Source organism: Nocardia sp. NPDC046473 (assembly GCF_040645995.1).
Classification (GTDB): Bacteria; Actinomycetota; Actinomycetes; order Mycobacteriales; family Mycobacteriaceae; genus Nocardia.
Map to the genome: position 1 here is coordinate 282,140 of NZ_JBEYZJ010000007.1, position 17,497 is coordinate 299,636.

Below are 17,497 nucleotides of genomic sequence, written 5' to 3' on the forward strand. Positions count from 1 at the left end.
GTGCGGGAACCGATGGGACCTAGCGCTTTCCGTCGCAACCTGCTGCGGATGGCCGGTGCCGCCGCAGTGGTCGGCCTGGTGAGCGCACTCGCATCGCCCGCCGCCGCGATCTCGCCGCCCGGCATCGATCCGGGCGCGCTGGGTATCGCGCAGGCGTTGAGTGGTCATCCCGCGCCCTTGGAACCGACCCAGCAGGCCGACCAGTGCGCCGAACCGGCGCTCACCGGCTCGCCGCCGAATGAGCCGCCGATCTCGCAGCGGGTGCTCGATCTGCCTGCGGCCTGGCAGTTCAGCCGGGGCGCCGGGCAGAAGGTCGCGGTGATCGACACCGGGGTGCAACGGCATCCGCGGTTGGCGGCTCTGCAGCCGGGTGGCGATTACGTCTCCGATTCCGACGGCACCGTCGACTGCGACGGGCACGGCACCCTGGTGGCAGGCATCATCGCGGCGCAGCCGAGTCCCGGCGACGCGTTCACCGGGGTCGCGCCCGATGCGGAGATCCTGAGTATCCGGCAGCTCAGCCTGGCCTACGAGAAAAAGGATCGCGGCGGTGAGAAGCCGCCCGGCACCATTCGGGCCGACGGCTACGGCAGCGTGCTCACCCTGGCCGCGGCGGTGGTGCGTGCGGTCGATCTCGGCGCCACCGTCATCAACATCTCCGAAGTGGCGTGTAGCCCAGCCGGATCCGACACCGCCGACTCCTCGCTCGGCGCCGCGGTGAAGTACGCCTCGGAACGCAATGTCGTCGTGGTGGCGGCCGCGGGGAACGTCGAGAACAACGGTCCGTGCCAGAAGCAGAACGACGGTTCCGGCTGGGACTCGGTCAACACCGTGGCCAGCCCCGCCTGGTTCTCGCCGTATGTACTCGCGGTGGCCTCGGTGGACGCGGACGGCAAGCCGTCGGACCTGTCGTTGCACGGCCCGTGGGTCGGCGTCGCCGCGATCGGCCGCAATATCGTGTCGCTGGACAGCAAGGGCGGCGGCGTCGGCCTGGTGAACGGCGTGCAGACCAACGAGGGCATCCGCCCGGTGGACGGCACCAGTTTCGCGGCGCCTTACGTCGCCGGGCTGGCTGCGCTGGTACGGTCCCGATTCCCGAATCTCGATGCGCGACAGGTGATCGACCGCATCATCCGCACCGCGCAGGCGCCGGGCACCGGCCGCGACGACGCGATCGGCGCCGGCCTGATCGACCCGCTCGCCGCGCTCACCGCGCAGCTGCCCGACAAGTCCGTCAGCGACGGCGCCGATGTCGCACGGGCGATCGCCGCACCTGTGATTCCGCCCGGCCCCGACCCACGGCCGCGCCGGGTCGCGGTGATCGGCTCGCTGACCTGCCTGACCGCCTTGGCAATTGGTATCGCGGTATCGATTCCGTACCGCCGCCGACGGCGGGAGATCGACGCCGAATTCGACCCGTAGCGCAGGCTGCCCGCCGAACGCAGACAGCTCGACCGATCGAAGGACTCCATGGCTACCGAAGGTTTCGTACGACGCCCCCGGATAGCGCCGCCACGGGCACCCGGTGGTGAGGTGGCGCTGACCCCGCCGCCGGAGATTTCGCGCGCGCTGCCCGCCCCCATAATGATGAAGCTGATGCCCGTCGTCATGGTGGTCGCGGTGGTCGGCATGATCGCCATGATGGCAATGATGGGTCGCAACCTGCTGGCCAATCCGCTGTCCATGATGTTCCCGATGATGATGCTCATGTCGATGGTCGGCATGATGGCCGGCTTCCGCGGCGGCTCGGGCAAGCGGGCGGTCGAGCTCAACGAGGAACGTAAGGACTACTTCCGCTACCTGGATCAGATCCGTAAGGACGTGCGGCGCACCGGCAATAAGCAACTGGAGACTCTGGTCTGGAGTCATCCCGACCCGGCCGACCTGCCGTCGCTGATCGGGACCAGGCGGATGTGGGAGCGCAGGCCCAACGATCCCGACTTCGGGCACGTCCGGGTCGGCATGGGCAGCCACCGGCTGGCCACCAAGCTGGCGCGGCCGGAAACCGGTCCGCTGGAGGACCTGGAGCCGGTCTCCACCGTCGCGCTGCGCCGGTTCGTGCGCACCCACTCGGTGGTGCACAGCTTGCCGACCGCGGTGTCGATGCGCGCCTTCCCGGCGATCAACATCAGCGGCACGCCCGAGGACGCGCGCATGCTGACCCGGTCCATGCTGATGGAGCTGGTCACCTTCCACGGTCCGGACCATCTCGCGGTCGCCATCGTCTGCGCGGACCCGGACGGGCCGTGGGCGTGGGCGAAATGGCTTCCGCACCTGCAACATCCGACCCTGCGCGACGGCATGGGCTCGGCCCGCATGATGTACACCTCGCTCGGCGAGCTGGAGACCGCGCTGTCGGCCGAGCTGATGGAGCGGGGGCGTTTCATGCGCAACCCGCAGCCCACCCAGGGGCGGTTGCACCTGGTGGTGATCATCGACGACGGATACGTCAACGGCAACGAACGGCTGATCAGCGAATCCGGACTGGACTCGGTGACCGTGCTCGACCTCACCGCCCCGGAGGGCGGGCTGGCGGCGCGACGCGGGCTGCAGCTGGTCGCCGTCGACCGCGACGTGTCGGCCCGCAGCGCGGCGGGCGTGGAGAAGTTCGCCACCGCCGACGTGGTGAGTTGGGCTGAGGCCGAGGCCTTTTCGCGGACATTGTCGCGCTACCGGCTGGCCACCGCCGCTCAGATCGTCAGCCTCGGCGAGGGCTCGACGGCCGATCCGGGGCTGATGGCCCTGCTGAAGATCCCGGACGCGGCGCAGATCGACCCGGCCCGGGTCTGGCGGCCGCGCACCGCGCGGGAACGGCTGCGCGTGCCGATCGGCATCACCCCCGACGGCACCCCGGTGGAGATCGACATCAAGGAGTCGGCCGAGAACGGCATGGGCCCACACGGCCTGTGCATCGGCGCGACCGGCTCCGGTAAATCGGAATTCCTTCGCACCCTGGTGCTTTCGCTGGTCACCACGCACTCGCCGGACGCGCTGAACCTGGTGCTCGTCGACTTCAAGGGTGGCGCGACCTTCCTCGGGCTGGATTCGCTGCCGCACGTCGCCGCGGTGATCACCAACCTGGAAGAGGAACTCTCCCTGGTAGACCGCATGAAGGACGCGCTCGCCGGTGAGATGAACCGGCGGCAGGAACTGCTGCGCTCCTCGGGCAACTACGCCAACGTCACCGACTACGAGAAGGCAAGGGCCGCAGGCGTTCCGCTCGATCCGCTGCCCGCGCTGTTCGTCGTGGTCGACGAGTTCTCCGAACTGCTGTCGCAGAAGCCGGACTTCGCCGAGTTGTTCGTGATGATCGGCCGACTCGGCCGCTCGCTGCACGTGCACCTGCTGCTCGCCTCGCAGCGCCTGGAGGAGAACAAACTTCGCGGCCTCGAGTCGCATCTGTCCTACCGCATCGGCCTGCGTACCTTCTCGGCCAACGAGTCGCGCGCGGTGCTCGGCATCACCGACGCTTACCACCTGCCGAGCGTGCCCGGTGCCGGATACCTGAAGAGCGACGCCTCGGATCCGTTGCGGTTCAACGCAAGCTACGTGTCCGGCCCGTATGTCGCGCCGGTCGGCACGGTGACCGGCGAGGACGGCGCCCCGGTCGGCGGCCAGCGGCTGGCGGTGTTCACCGCGTCGCCGGTGGAGATGCCGGAACCGGTCGAGTCCGACTCCGCGCTGGATCTGCCGCCGTCACCGATGAACCCGATGCTCGAACTCCCGCCGCCACCGTCGGCCTTCGGCGCGCCCGGCTCGGAGGAGGGCATTCCGGACTCGCTGCTCGACACCGTCGTCAAGCGACTGACCGGGCACGGCCGCCCGGCGCACGAGGTGTGGCTGCCGCCGCTCGACGAATCCCCGACGGTGGACATGCTGCTGCCCGACCCGGATTGGCGCTCGCCGGTCAACCGGCACGGTCAGCTGTGGATGCCGATCGGCGTCATCGACAAGCCATACGAACAGCGCCGGGACGTGCTGACCATCAGTCTCGGTGGCGCACAAGGCAATGTGGCGGTCGTCGGCGGTCCGCAGTCCGGTAAATCGACCACCCTGCGCACCATCATCATGGCCGCCGCCGCCACCCACACCCCGCAGCACGTGCAGTTCTACTGCCTGGACTTCGGTGGCGGCTCGATGGCGGGCCTGGTCGGGCTGCCGCACGTCGGCTCGGTGGCCGGTCGCCTCGACGGCGACCGGGTGCGCCGCACCGTCGCCGAGCTCACCTCACTGATGCGCCAGCGCGAGGAGCGATTCGCCGAGCTGGGCATCGAGTCGATGGCAGAATTCCGGCGGCGCAAGTTCGCCGCGGCGGCGCACGTGCCCGACGGCGCGGCGTCGGCCGGTAATCCGTTGGCCGACGACCGATTCGGTGACGTATTCCTGGTGATCGACGGCTGGGGCGCGATCCGCGAAGAGTTCGACGTGCTGGAGTCGCAGATCACCGCCATTGCGGCACAAGGCTTGTCGTACGGGATCCACCTCATCATCGGAGCGTCCCGGTGGGCCGAGATCCGGCCCGCGATCAAGGATCAGATCGGCACCAGGCTCGAGCTGCGCCTCGGCGATCCGACGGACTCGGAGATGGGGCGGCGCACCGCCGTTCAGGTCCCGGTCGGTCGCCCCGGTCGTGGTCTCACTCCGGACCAGCTGCACATGCTGATCGCCCTGCCGCGACTGGACTCCGACTCCGATCCTGGCTCGCTGGCCGACGGTGTCACCCGGGCTCGGCTGGAACTCGCGGAGCTGCACGCGGGCAGGCGCGCGCCGGAGGTGCGGATGCTGCCGGGGCAGCTCGACCGCGACGAGCTGCTTGCCGCCGCGCGGGAGCTGGGCATCGAGCTCAGCCCCACCAAGGTGGTCGTCGGGCTCGGCGAATCCGAATTGCAGCCGCTGGTCCTGGATTTCGGCACCGAGCCGCATTTCATGGCCTTTGCCGACGTCGAATCCGGCAAGACGACGCTGCTGCGCAACATCGTGATGGGCGTGGTGGAGAATTCCACCGCGGACCAGGCGAAGATCATCATGATCGACTACCGCAGGACCATGCTCGGCGTGGTCGAGGGCGAGCAACTCGCCGGGTATTCCACCTCGTCGCAGACCTGCGGGCCGATGATCCAAGAGGTCGCGCAGTACCTCTCCCAGCGGATCCCGGACTCCGATATCACCCCGCAGCAGCTGCGCGATCGCAGTTGGTGGGAGGGCCCGGAGATCTACATCGTGGTCGACGACTACGACATGGTGGCGACCGCCAGCATCAATCCCTTTTCCCCGCTGATCGAATACCTGCCGCAGGCCCGCGATATCGGCATGCACTTCGTGGTCACCCGGCGTATGGGTGGCGTCTCGCGCGCGCTCTACGACCCGATCATCGGCGGCATGAAGAACCTGTCGGTGGAGACGCTGATCATGAGCGGCTCCCGGGACGAGGGCAAGATCATCGGCGAGATCCGCCCGAGCAAGCTGCCACCGGGGCGGGGCACGTTGGCCTCGCGCAGTAGGGAGCAGGAGATGGTGCAGATCGCCTACCTGCCACCGACCATCTAGGGCTCAGTTATTGGCCTGGGCTCTCCGCGTATTCAGGCCGGACTGGGTGCCGCGGCAGTGGCGTTGGCGGCCGGCGGTGGGGAGCCGGCCAGGTCAGCCCGTACCCGGCGAGTTACCCATGTGCCAACGAGATATCTTGGTGCGTGGGGATGAAATCCCAACTGTTGGTGCGTCGTTCGAAGAGTGCACGGGAGGGTCCGGTCGCGATCGGGCCCGCGATGCGGGCGAATTGGAAGCCCTCCCTGCGGTAGTAGTCGTGCAGTTCGGTGTTGGTGGTCCACGCGTCGAGGCGAACCCAGTCGCGTTCCTGTTGGCGCGCAAGCATTCCCGCGTGGGCGAGTAGATGGTGACCGATCCGGTATCCGGCGAAGCGCAGGTCGACGATCATGTAATGGACGACGACCGCGTCGGATAGTTCCCACGGTGACCACAGCCCGGGGTCGGCATGGTGATCGACGGTGATGGTGCCCGCGGGTTCGCCGGCTACCTCCGCGATCCAGGTCTCGCCCGCGTCCAGCGATCGGCCGACCGCTCGCGCGAATATCTCGATCGGTTTGCCGCGGCCCGCGACCGTCCACTGATCGGAGCCGCGCGCGGTCAGCCACGCGGTGCGTTGCAGCCGTAGTCGGCAGATGAAGCCCAGATCGCCAATTGTGGCCTGGCGGAACGCGATGTTACTCATGCTGACGGCACACCTGGCTCATACGGCACGCCGAGCGTGCGTCCGATAACGCCGAGACCCTCGGCATCGCCGAGCTGATAGGCGAGCCGGTTGCTCGCGGCGATGGAGCGATGGCGAGTCGCCCTGGTGACTCGCTCGTGATTGGCGCCGATGCGCAGGTGGTCCAGCAAGATCGTGCCTGCCGCCACGCCGAGCACGGTGGCTTCCTCGGCGGAGGCGGGCCGCGCGGTCAAGGTGTCGCGGTGCGCGGTTTCCGCGTGACCGCGATCGGCCAGCCGCCGGGTGGTGCCCTCCGGGATGTCGTGCGGGGAGTCGATTCCGGTGGCCTCGGCCAAGTCTCGCGGGTAGAAGCTGACCTCCCAGGACCACGGCTCGTTATCGAGGAACTGGACGACCGTCCGGGCCAGCACCCAGGAATCCTCCGGCACGCCGAGCCATAACGCGACCGCCGGACCGGCCGGCTCCATCTTCGCACTGAACTCCTTGGACGGCATCCGGTGCGCGGCGCGCGCGATCTCCTCGAAGATATCGTGCGGCGATTTCGGCCGGTCCTGTCGAATATGGTCGGTGACAACCGATTCCAGGACCTCCTGGTTTCGCACGATGGTGCCGCGGGAAGTCGCTGTGTAGACGAGATTTTCGGTGACCAGCACCTGAATCGCATTGCGAGCGGTCGTAAGCGAGACCTGCATGTGCTCGGCCAGCTCCGTGTGGCTGGGCAACCGATCACCCGGTTTCCACTTGCCTGCGCGGATCTCCTCGCGGAGGAGGTCTGCGATCCGGTGGTACGTCGGACCGTCCGCCATCTTGCTCCTCGGTTGGTCGTGCAGGTAACGAAGTGTACTCTTCGTGACTTCCTACGGCCCGGTAACGCTTGACAGGTGCCTTCAGAGGTTTATTGTAATGAACGTCCTGATCCGGTGTTGTGCGGCGATGACGGCGAGGCAACGTGGCAGGTTCGGATACAACAGTCGTAATGGCTCTTCCCGGCACACTGCGGTGTACCGATTCGGTGGTGCAGTCCCACGTTCCTGGACTGCTTCCCACCTCGGATCTACTTGTTCGGGCGTGTCGTGGACACCGCGTAGTCGGCGGTCCGCTGCTCTGGTTCGCCCGCGATCTCGCGGTGCTGCACGAGCGGCGACTGGTCGGCCGCGGCGGTTCGGTGGACACCGACCCGCTGGTCGTCCTCGAAATCGAGCGCCGCAGAGTCGAATTGGTCATGGCTATCGACGACTGGGTCGCCCGCAGCGTGCCCCAGCACCGACTCGGTGCGACCCTGCACACCGAAACCGTCGGCGCGGTCATCGACCGCCTCGCCGAATCCTCGGTCCGCGCGCACCACGCGCTGATGACCCTCGACGCCCACGACGAAAGACTCCACGGCGCATGGCATCACCTCGCCGAACTCGCCGACGCCTACGACGACCTCGTCCGCGACATCCTCGCAGGCAGACGCCGCCTCCCCGAGTGGTAACCCCACCCCCCTCCGTCCCCTCAGCGGGTGCGAGTTTGCTGGATCGCGAGTCCCACAGAGCGTGCATACTCCTCACAGGGCCTGTAGCCCCTGTGAGGAGTATGCACGCTCTGTGAAACCCCCTCCTCACCAATAGGTTTCACGACGGCGGAGTTCTCGGGGCGCGACCGCGGCCAGGTCACCCGGCGAAACCCCTTCGGTGCACCCATTGTGTTCGCCTCGCACCTTCTGTGTGCTGGGTGAGCAGCGCGCGCAGTGGCTGTACGGCTCACACGGCCGGTTACGCCGCTGTGAAGGGTGCGGGCACTGTATGAAAGCCTCTGCTCACCACCAGGTTTCACCACACCACAGCCCCCTTGTGACGCAACCAAGGCCAGGGGGCCACCTCGGGAACCTATCCGGGCACCCACTGTGTGAGCCTCACAGCAGCTGTACGGGGTGTCGGGCTGACACAGTGGGTGCCCCGGGGCTGTCTTGACCACCTCGGGAGCCGGGATTGGCTGATTCTCGAAGTTCTCGAAACGCCACCACAGCCAGATGACCACCTGCACAACGCGACACCGCGCGCCTGACCGGTAACTAAAGCCGGGGACGGCAGGCGACGCGCCCAGCACTATTCGGTCATTCCCTTGGATAAGTACACCTATCCGGGTAAGTGCACCTGAGGACTTCCCAAGGTGACCTGTTCATGAAAGCTGAAGACAGTCCCCGGTTTTCCCTGAAGTAGTGTGGGCGCGCCGTGTGCCGTACCCGGCCTTAGGTGCACGTCAGGTGCGCGATGTCACGTCCCCGAGGTGGTCATCTGGCTGTGGTGGCGTCTCGAGCATTTTCAAGATCAACAGAGTCGTATGGTGGCTGTTCAAGATCGTTTAGCGACCCTATGACTCGACTCGATGCTCGCCTCGTGTGCCGTGCCCCGCTTTGGGTGCACGTCAGGTGCGCGATGTCGCGTCCCTGAGGTGGTCATCTGGCTGTGGTGGCGTCTCGAGCATTTTCAAGATCAACAGAGTCGTATGGTGGCTGTTGAAGATCGTTTAGCGACCATATGACTCGACTCGATGCTCGCCTCGTGTGCCGTGCCCGGCTGTGGGTGCACGTCAGGTGCGCGATGTCGCCCGCGAGGCGCTCCGGGTCGGTATTCCCCGAGATCTGCACTCTTACTCGGGATCTGCACTCGGAATAGGGCCCTAGGGTCGGTGCTGATCCCGAGTGAGGGTGCAGATCTTTGGCGTAGGTGGTGCTAGCCCCCGTGTCACGTGACGGTGTGACACGGGGGTGTTTCAGGGTTGGTAGCGGCGGTGGTCGGTGGCGAAATCGTCGGCGATGGTGGCGGCGAGTTCGACGTAGGCGCGTTTGGTTTGTTTGTGGAGGCGGTGTAGGTCGATCTCGGCGCCTTCGGACATGTGTGCGTCGAACGGGATGATGTGTACGGCGCGGCAGCGGGACAGGAAGTACTCGCGTAGTTGTTGGATGCCGACATTCGGTGATCCGGCGCGTGGCGAGTTGATCACGACTACCGCGTTGCGGACCAGGTGGTCGTGTCCGTGCAGCGACAACCAGTCCAAAGTTGCTGCGGCACTGCGGGCTCCGTCGATCGCGGGGGAGGAGATCAGCACCAGGGAATGGGCCAGATCGAGTACGCCCGACATCGCCGAGTGCATGAGTCCGGTGCCGCAGTCGGTCAAGATGATGTTGTAGAAGCGCTGCAGGATACGGGCGACCGCGCGGTACTCCTCCTCGCTGAACGCCTCCGACGCCGCTGGATCGCGTTCGCTGGCAAGCACTTCCAGTCGGCTGGTGGCCTGGGACGTGTGCCTGCGGACATCCGAGTAACGCTGGATCGACGGGTCGAGCAGCAGGTCGCGCACGGTGGACCTGGTCTGTAGCGGCACCCGCTGCGACAGTGTGCCGAAGTCGGGGTTGGCGTCCACCGCGATCACTCGGTCGCCACGAATGGACGCGAAGATCGACCCGATACCCATTGTCGTGGTGGTCTTTCCGACGCCACCCTTCAGCGACAGCGTCGCGATCCGGTAGTCGCCGCGCACTGGTTGCCTGATTCGCGCGACCAGTTCCTGTAGTCGCAGCTCCTCCGCGGACAGGCCTGGATTGATCGCGCCACCCGAGACGTGATGCACAGCCTTACGCCAGCCGCTACCCGGCGACTTCTTGGCCCGCCGCATCGGTACGTCGTCCAATGACGGCGGCGGCCCGGACTGATACTGCACACCCGGTTGGTACTGCCCACCCGGCGGGATCTGCCCTGGCGGGCGGCCCCACTGTCCCGGCGGCGCAGGCGGTGCGCCGCCAGGCGCCTGCCCGCCCATCTGCGGTCCGGCGAACCCGCCGGGCGCCCGTGTCGGTACCTGAGGCTGCTGCGGCCCGAGCTGCTCGCCGCCCGGCGCCTGCCCACCCACCAAAGGCGTTGTCCGGCCAGCGGTTTCGTCGGTCGGTGCTGGTGTTCCTTGGTTGCGCCAGGGTTCGCCGGGTGCTTGCGGGCCGCGTTGTTCGCTGCCCGGTGCTTGTCCGCCCGCGAAAGGTGGTGTCTGACCGGTGGTTTCGTCGGTCGGTGCTGGTGTTCCTTGGTTGCGCCAGGGTTCGCCGGGTGCTTGCGGGCCGCGTTGTTCGCTGCCCGGTGCTTGTCCGCCCATGAAAGGTGGTGTCTGACCGGTGGTTTCGTCGGTCGGTGCCGATGTTGCCTGGATGCGCCACGGCTCGCCGGGTGCCTGCGGGCCCCGCTGTTCGCCACCCGGAGCTTGTCCGCCAACGGAGGACGGTGTCGGCGTGATGATTTCGTCTGCCCACACCGGGGCCGCCGCGTTGCGCCACGGTTCCGCCGCCGCCGGCGGGCCTGGCTGCTCGCTGCCTGGTGCCTGGCCGGCGGCCGCGGGGGATGGGTAGCCGGTCTGGCCGCCCGGTGCCTGCGGACCGGTCGACGGCAGTGCGAAGTCGTTCGGCTGCGGTGCTTGCGGGCCGGGCTGGTCGACAGCTCCCGGATGCCCCTCGATCTCGGAGGGCAGGCGGTGTCGTCCACTGTTTGTCGTCCGAGACGTTCCGGCGTTGGACGAGGGCACCCAACCTGGTGCCTGCCGACCGGAGTCGCGTTGCGGCGGACCGGATTCTGCCCGCTCGGCGCTACTCGGTGTCGATTGTCCGGTCAGCCAGTCGGGGGGTTGCGACGCTACCGTGCCGTTCGGGCTTTGCTCGGCGGCTGGGCGATCAGGCTGCGGTGCACGGTGTGGGCCGGTGTCGCCGGGTGTCTGCGGTCCGCGCTCCGGGCCCGACGGTGTCGAGCCCGCCGCCGGTGCTCGGCTCGGGAGTTCCTGAATCGGCGGTGTTCCAGGAGGGGACGCCGCACCGCGCTCGGGTGCGTGCTGCGTGCCGCCTCCGGTGCCAGGCTCCGGAGTTGTTGTCGCGCTTGGTCGCTCGGTACCAGGTGCGCGGCCCGGCTCCTGCGCTGCCGGAGGCGTTGCGGGGCCTGGTTGTTGGGTCGCTGCGGTGTCGCGCGGCGACTGCGGTTCCCGGCTCGGGGCAGGTGGTTCCTGTCCGCGGTGCGGTGGACCATCGACCCCCCGCGTCGGTGCCTGCTCGGCGGGTGGCGCTGCCGATCGGCCGACCGGCGGATTGCCCTGCGACGGTGGGGGATCGGGCAACGGTGGACGCCGGGGCGATTCGACCGGGCCGGTCGTCGGCTGCTCGGGCCGCGGTCCGGCCAGCCACGGCGGCGGGCCACTGGACTCGGGCGGTGCGGAACGCTCGGCGGATGCTTGCGACACACCGGTCGACGCCTGTGGCGGCTCGGCGGTCGGCGCCTGCTGCGGCGGATCCGGAAGTGGCGGTGGTGGCGGCAGATCGGGCCGTGCCGACTGGTGCCGGGTGGTCAGCTCGTCCGATGCGGGCGGCTCGGCCGCAGTACGCCTGCCGAGCGGCTGGAAGGCCGGCGGCGGTGGGCCAGGGTTGCGGGTAGGCAGCCCCTGCGCGGGCGCTCCGGTGCGCTGCTGCGGCGCTTCCGTGCGGGGTGCTTCGGCGCCCGGTGCGTCCGGCCGCTGCGGCGGACCGGCCTGCCACGGGTCGTCCTGGCGCGGCTGGACGTACGCGTCCAGACCCGGCTGGCGCCACGGGTCGTCGCGCGGAGATTCGGGCTGCGGCGCCTCCGGCCCGCGCGGCGTCGGTTCCGGCGCACGTCCCTGCGGTGCGGGCGGCTGCTGCTCTTCGGCGGGCTGCTCGTTGTTCTTGTCGCGACCCCAGCGCCTGCCACGCTTCTCTTGGCGCCGTCTGCGGCTCGGTCCCTCTTCGATCAAATCGTCGGAGGGTAGGTTCTGTACCGGCGCTTCGTAGCCGACCTGTGTGACATCGCTCTCGGACAGCCACGGCGGCAGCATGGGGAGGCCGTCATTATTACGGCTCACTGGTCCCCCTCGATCTGCTCGACCCTTGTTACCTGGACAGCGGTCAGTTTACGCGACGTCCGGACACGGCAGCGGGGCAGGAGGGCAAGGCGTGCGGGCCTGGATTTCATGCTCTGATCGGGGCGGAAAGACTACCGGCGGCCGGTGCTGGCAGGGGGCATTTTTGCCGGAACCATCCGGTACCGGTAAGCTGGAGCGGCGGTGCACCTATGCGCCGACTGTTTGTGTGTCTACCGGTCACTTCGACCGACAGATCCATGTAAGCAGAAACAAGCCAAACAAACCAGGTTGAGCGTAACCGGGATCGCGGAGGACATGGCGAAGAAAGACGGGGCCATCGAGGTCGAGGGTCGAGTTGTCGAGCCGCTGCCCAATGCGATGTTCCGGATCGAGCTCGAGAACGGTCACAAGGTTCTCGCGCACATCAGCGGGAAGATGCGGCAGCACTACATTCGTATCCTCCCCGAGGACCGTGTGGTCGTCGAGCTGTCGCCCTACGACCTGTCGCGCGGCCGGATCGTCTACCGCTACAAGTGAATCGAGTGGGCGACCGCTGCTCGCAGAGAGCGCTCGCCGGAAGTCGATTCACTTGGTGTTTTGTGGGGGTGCAACCCCCACACTCCGCACGGCGGGCTTCGCGTCCGGACCCCCGGAGGGGGCTCGGTAAGGTGGGACCTCGCCGACGTAGGCGGACCGTCGCCCGATAGGGCGGCACAACAGAGACTTCCCCAGCCGTCAGGCTGGGGAAAAACTGTGTTCACACCCGTGTGAACCACAACAAGATTGGACGGACGTGAAGGTTCAGCCGAGCGTCAAGAAGATCTGCGAGAAGTGCAAGGTGATCCGCCGTCACGGTCGGGTCATGGTGATCTGCGACAACCTGCGCCACAAGCAGCGCCAGGGCTGATCGAACGGGGGCAACCCCATACCGATCCGAGGCTTGCCGAGGGTCGAATCGACGCAGCACCAGCCGGGCACCGATCACTGATCGGCTTGGCCAATAAAGAAGAACTCCCAGCTCCAGCCGCACGCTGCGGTATTCCGGGTTCGCTCGGAAGGCGTGTGCGCCAACCACCGGTACGGAGGCCGGTGCCCCAACAAGACGCGGGGACGGACAGGGAGCAGACCTCCGCAACAGTTGAAGGAACCTGCCACATGGCACGTCTCATGGGCGTTGATCTCCCGCGCGAAAAGCGCATGGAGATCGCGTTGACCTACATCTACGGCGTCGGCCGTACCCGCTCCAAGGAGATCCTCGCGGCCACCGGCATCAGCCCGGACCTGCGCAGCAAGGACCTCAGCGACGACCAGGTCACGCAGCTGCGTGACTACATCGAGAGCTCGCCCGAGCTCAAGGTCGAAGGTGACCTGCGCCGCGAGGTGCAGGCCGATATCCGTCGCAAGATCGAGATCGGCTGCTACCAGGGCCTGCGTCACCGTCGTGGCCTGCCCGTGCGTGGTCAGCGCACCAAGACCAACGCGCGCACCCGCAAGGGCCCGAAGCGCACCGTCGCCGGCAAGAAGAAGTAGGGGATAACCGATGCCTCCGAAGTCCAGGGCCTCCGGCCCCAAGAAGACCCAGAAGTCGCGTCGCCGGGAAAAGAAGAACGTCCCGCACGGCCACGCGCACATCAAGAGCACGTTCAACAACACCATCGTGTCGATCACCGACCCGGCCGGCAACGTCATCTCGTGGGCGTCCTCGGGCCACGTCGGCTTCAAGGGTTCGCGCAAGTCGACCCCGTTCGCCGCGCAGCTCGCCGCCGAGAACGCTGCCCGCAAGGCGCAGGAGAACGGCGTCAAGAAGGTCGACGTCTTCGTGAAGGGCCCGGGTTCGGGCCGCGAGACCGCGATCCGTTCGCTGCAGGCCGCGGGCCTGGAGGTTGGCACGATCTCCGATGTCACCCCCCAGCCGCACAACGGCTGCCGTCCGCCCAAGCGTCGTCGCGTCTAGCGGGAAAGGAAACAGATAAAAAATGGCTCGTTATACAGGCCCCATCACCCGCAAGTCGCGTCGTCTGCGCGTCGACCTCGTCGGCGGCGACCAGGCGTTCGAGCGTCGCCCCTACCCGCCCGGCCAGCACGGCCGCGCGCGGATCAAGGAGAGCGAGTACCTGCTCCAGCTGCAGGAGAAGCAGAAGGCTCGCTTCTCCTACGGCGTCATGGAGAAGCAGTTCCGCCGGTACTACGAAGAGGCCAACCGCCTCAAGGGCAAGACCGGTGACAACCTGCTTCGCCTGCTCGAGTGCCGTCTGGACAACGTCGTGTACCGCGCCGGTCTGGCCCGTACCCGTCGTCAGGCGCGCCAGCTGGTTTCGCACGGTCACTTCACCGTGAACAACCGGAGCGTCAACGTTCCCAGCTTCCAGGTGACCCAGTACGACATCATCGATGTCAAGGAGAAGTCGCTCAGCACGCTGCCGTTCCAGGTCGCGCGCGAGACCGTCGGTGACCGTCCGGTTCCCGGCTGGCTCCAGGTCATTCCGGGCCGCCTGCGGATCCTGGTGCACCAGCAGCCCGAGCGTGCCCAGATCGATGTGCCGCTCTCGGAACAGCTGATCGTCGAGTACTACTCGAAGTAACACCAGGTGCGAAGGGCCGTCCTGGTTAAACCCCGGACGGCATACGCGCAGGTGTGGTCCATCGAATCGGTGGACCACACACAACCCCTTAAACGAGGCGTCAAATAGCGGGCGCCCAAACAGGAGGATGATCCTAAATGCTGATTTCACAGCGTCCGACACTGACCGAAGAGGTCGTTGCCGAGAACCGCTCGAAGTTCACCATCGAGCCGCTCGAGCCCGGTTTCGGTTACACCCTGGGCAATTCGCTTCGGCGTACCCTGCTGTCCTCGATTCCGGGGGCCGCGGTCACGAGCATTCGTATCGACGGCGTGCTGCACGAGTTCACCACCGTCCCCGGCGTGAAGGAAGATGTCACCGACATCATCCTGAACCTCAAGGGTCTGGTCGTGTCCTCGGAGGAGGACGAGCCGGTCACGATGTACGTGCGCAAGCAGGGCCCCGGTACCGTCACCGCCGGTGACATCGTGCCGCCGACCGGTGTCGTCGTACACAACCCGGACATGCACATCGCCACCCTGAACGACAAGGGCAAGCTGGAGATCGAGCTCGTGGTCGAGCGCGGTCGTGGCTACGTCCCCGCCGTGCAGAACAAGGCGTCCGGTGCGGAAATCGGCCGGATCCCGGTGGATTCGATCTACTCGCCGGTGCTCAAGGTGACCTACAAGGTCGAGGCCACCCGTGTCGAACAGCGCACCGACTTCGACCGTCTGATCCTGGACGTGGAGACCAAGAACTCCATCAGCGCACGGGACGCGCTCGCCTCGGCGGGCAAGACCCTGGTCGAGCTCTTCGGCCTGGCCCGTGAGCTCAACGTCGAAGCCGAAGGCATCGAGATCGGTCCTTCGCCGGCCGAGGCGGACCACATCGCCTCGTTCGGTCTGCCGATCGAGGACCTGGATCTCACCGTCCGGTCCTACAACTGCCTCAAGCGCGAGGGTGTGCACACCGTGGGCGAGCTCGTCGCCCGCACCGAGTCGGACCTGCTGGACATCCGCAACTTCGGCCAGAAGTCCATCGACGAGGTCAAGGTCAAGCTGCACGCGCTCGGCCTCTCGCTCAAGGACAGCCCGGCGTCGTTCGATCCTTCGTCTGTGGTGGGTTACGACGCGAGCACCGGAACGTGGAGCGACAGCGGCACGTTCAGTGACACCGACGGTGGCGAGCAGGACTACGCCGAGACCGAACAGCTCTAGGCCGCTGGGGTAGGCACCCCGGCCCGGCCTCACACAAGGAGAACAAACAATGCCCAAGCCCAAGAAGGGTGCTCGCTTCGGCGGGTCGGCGTCGCACCAGAAGGCGATTTTCGCCAATCTGGCGACGGCGCTCTTCGAGCACGGTCGTATTTCGACCACCGAGTCCAAGGCCAAGGCGCTGCGCCCCTACGCCGAGAAGCTTGTCACCAAGGCGAAGGGCGGCACCCTGGCCGACCGTCGCGAGGTGCTCAAGGTGATCCGCAACAAGGACGTCGTGCACGAGCTTTTCGCCACGATCGGCCCCTCGTTCGAGGGGCGCGAGGGCGGCTACACGCGCATCACCAAGACGCTGCCGCGTAAGGGTGACAATGCGCCGATGGCCATCATCGAGCTGGTTCGCGAGAAGACCGTGACCAACGAGGCCGACCGGGCTCGTCGCGTCGCGTCCTCCAAGAAGACCGAAGAGGCCCCGGCCGCTGAGGTTGTCGAGGAGACCGCTGACGAGGCTGTTGCCGAGACCGCCGAGGTCGAGGCGCCTGCTGCCGATGAGGCCGCTGAGGACAAGAAGGACGAAGACAAGGCCTGAGGTCGCGTCCAGTTCTGCACGAACCCGCCGCCCGCTTACGCGGGTCGGCGGGTTCGTTCGTTGACCAGGAGATCGAAGTGAGCGCGGAGGACTCGATGCTGTCGGCTGCCACGTCGTCGGATTCGGCGGAACCGAAGCAGGATTCGGTGTCGGCCGACGTGACCGTGCGTCCGTCGAACCGCTTCCGGCTCGATATCAGTTACGACGGAACCGATTTCACCGGCTGGGCGCGACAGCCCGGGCTGCGCACTGTGCAGGGTGTGCTCGAGGAGTCGCTGAGCAAGGTGTTCCGGGAGCCGGTGCAGCTGACCGTCGCGGGCCGCACCGATGCCGGTGTGCACGCCGAAGGGCAAGTCGCGCACTTCGATACGGCCGCCGAGGTCGACACCGACAAGCTGGTGCATCGGATGGCGCGCTTCCTGCCGAAGGACGTGCGTATCAAGGAGATTCGGGTCGCTCCGCCCGAGTTCGACGCTCGCTTCTCGGCGATTCGCCGTCACTACGTGTACCGGCTGACCACCGCGCCCTACGGTGCCGAACCGCTGCAGGCGCGCGGCATCGTCGCCTGCCGCCACGACGTCGATATCGACGCCATGCGCGCGGCATCCGGAAAGCTGTTGGGCCTGCACAACTTCGCCGCCTTCTGTCGTCGACGTGAGGGCGCGACCACGGTCCGCGAACTGCAGCGTTTCGACTGGGCCCGGCACGGTGATCTGCTCACCGCCTACGTCAGCGCGGACGCGTTCTGCTGGTCCATGGTGCGCAGCCTGGTCGGCGCCGTGCTCGCGGTGGGCGAGGGTCGTCGCACCCCGGACTGGGTCGGCGCGCTGCTGACCGAAACCGAACGTTCCAGCTCGGTCACCGTCGCTCCCGCGCACGGTCTGAGCCTGGTCGCTGTCGACTATCCCGCCGACGCGGACCTCGCCGCCCGGAACGCGCAGACCAGAGAAATGCGCACGGTGCCGTCCGGCGACGGTTGTTGCGGCAGCTGAATCGCGCACTCCGAGGTTTCGCTATG

14 protein-coding genes are annotated in these 17,497 nt (G+C 67.2%); 11 read left to right on the forward strand and 3 right to left on the reverse strand.

The genetic code is table 11. The features are described from left to right. The first annotated feature begins 12 nt into the window (after positions 1-12). Both mycP and eccCa read left to right on the forward strand, forming a co-directional pair. Positions 13-1,422 carry a type VII secretion-associated serine protease mycosin gene (mycP, locus tag ABZ942_RS26090; protein ID WP_357386287.1) on the forward strand — a complete coding sequence of 470 codons (1,410 nt, stop codon included), beginning with the start codon at positions 13-15 and terminating at the stop codon, positions 1,420-1,422. Positions 1,423-1,470: 48 nt separating this feature from the next. After that, on the forward strand, positions 1,471-5,547 hold the full coding sequence (eccCa, locus tag ABZ942_RS26095) for a type VII secretion protein EccCa (RefSeq protein WP_357386289.1): 4,077 nt from the start codon (positions 1,471-1,473) through the stop codon (positions 5,545-5,547). Between the two features lie 112 nt (positions 5,548-5,659). Here the strand turns inward: eccCa and ABZ942_RS26100 are convergent, their stop codons facing one another. Both ABZ942_RS26100 and ABZ942_RS26105 read right to left on the reverse strand, forming a co-directional pair. Beyond that, positions 5,660-6,229, reverse strand: a complete 570-nt coding sequence (locus ABZ942_RS26100) for a GNAT family N-acetyltransferase (protein ID WP_357386291.1) — start codon at positions 6,227-6,229, stop codon at positions 5,660-5,662. Further along, positions 6,226-7,035, reverse strand: a complete 810-nt coding sequence (locus ABZ942_RS26105; RefSeq protein WP_357386293.1) for a GntR family transcriptional regulator — start codon at positions 7,033-7,035, stop codon at positions 6,226-6,228. Before ABZ942_RS26105 ends, ABZ942_RS26100 begins: the two co-directional genes overlap by 4 nt. 170 nt (positions 7,036-7,205) lie before the next feature. On the opposite strand from ABZ942_RS26105, the gene ABZ942_RS26110 reads away from it, so the two are divergent. Continuing rightward, a complete protein-coding gene (locus ABZ942_RS26110; RefSeq protein ID WP_357386295.1) occupies positions 7,206-7,706 on the forward strand; it encodes a DUF4254 domain-containing protein in 501 nt (166 codons plus the stop codon). A 1,280-nt stretch (positions 7,707-8,986) separates the two neighbouring features. Here the strand turns inward: ABZ942_RS26110 and ABZ942_RS26115 are convergent. Continuing rightward, positions 8,987-12,115 (reverse strand): AAA family ATPase, encoded by a 3,129-nt coding sequence (locus tag ABZ942_RS26115; RefSeq protein ID WP_357386297.1) that lies wholly within the window; start codon positions 12,113-12,115, stop codon positions 8,987-8,989. Between the two features lie 315 nt (positions 12,116-12,430). Between ABZ942_RS26115 and infA the strand changes: the two genes are divergently transcribed. The 8 genes from infA (at position 12,431) to truA (ending at position 17,471) form a co-directional block, all read left to right on the forward strand. Further along, a complete protein-coding gene (infA, locus tag ABZ942_RS26120; RefSeq protein WP_003418601.1) occupies positions 12,431-12,652 on the forward strand; it encodes a translation initiation factor IF-1 in 222 nt (73 codons plus the stop codon). Positions 12,653-12,908: 256 nt separating this feature from the next. Continuing rightward, positions 12,909-13,022 carry a 50S ribosomal protein L36 gene (gene rpmJ / locus ABZ942_RS26125; protein ID WP_011207363.1) on the forward strand — a complete coding sequence of 38 codons (114 nt, stop codon included), beginning with the start codon at positions 12,909-12,911 and terminating at the stop codon, positions 13,020-13,022. Positions 13,023-13,270: 248 nt separating this feature from the next. Then, complete coding sequence (gene rpsM, locus ABZ942_RS26130) at positions 13,271-13,645, forward strand: 30S ribosomal protein S13 (protein WP_218473860.1); 375 nt, start codon at positions 13,271-13,273, stop codon at positions 13,643-13,645. A gap of 10 nt (positions 13,646-13,655) precedes the next feature. After that, on the forward strand, positions 13,656-14,069 hold the full coding sequence (gene rpsK, locus ABZ942_RS26135; RefSeq protein ID WP_040731638.1) for a 30S ribosomal protein S11: 414 nt from the start codon (positions 13,656-13,658) through the stop codon (positions 14,067-14,069). Positions 14,070-14,091: 22 nt separating this feature from the next. Next, the gene (gene rpsD, locus ABZ942_RS26140) at positions 14,092-14,697 is read left to right on the forward strand and encodes a 30S ribosomal protein S4 (protein WP_357386299.1); all 606 of its coding nucleotides are present in this window, start codon (positions 14,092-14,094) and stop codon (positions 14,695-14,697) included. 137 nt (positions 14,698-14,834) lie between these two features. Then, positions 14,835-15,893, forward strand: a complete 1,059-nt coding sequence (locus ABZ942_RS26145) for a DNA-directed RNA polymerase subunit alpha (protein WP_014981770.1) — start codon at positions 14,835-14,837, stop codon at positions 15,891-15,893. Positions 15,894-15,942: 49 nt separating this feature from the next. Then, positions 15,943-16,479, forward strand: a complete 537-nt coding sequence (gene rplQ, locus ABZ942_RS26150; protein WP_357386302.1) for a 50S ribosomal protein L17 — start codon at positions 15,943-15,945, stop codon at positions 16,477-16,479. Positions 16,480-16,574: 95 nt separating this feature from the next. After that, complete coding sequence (gene truA, locus ABZ942_RS26155) at positions 16,575-17,471, forward strand: tRNA pseudouridine(38-40) synthase TruA (RefSeq protein ID WP_357386836.1); 897 nt, start codon at positions 16,575-16,577, stop codon at positions 17,469-17,471. The last annotated feature ends 26 nt before the right edge of the window (positions 17,472-17,497 follow it).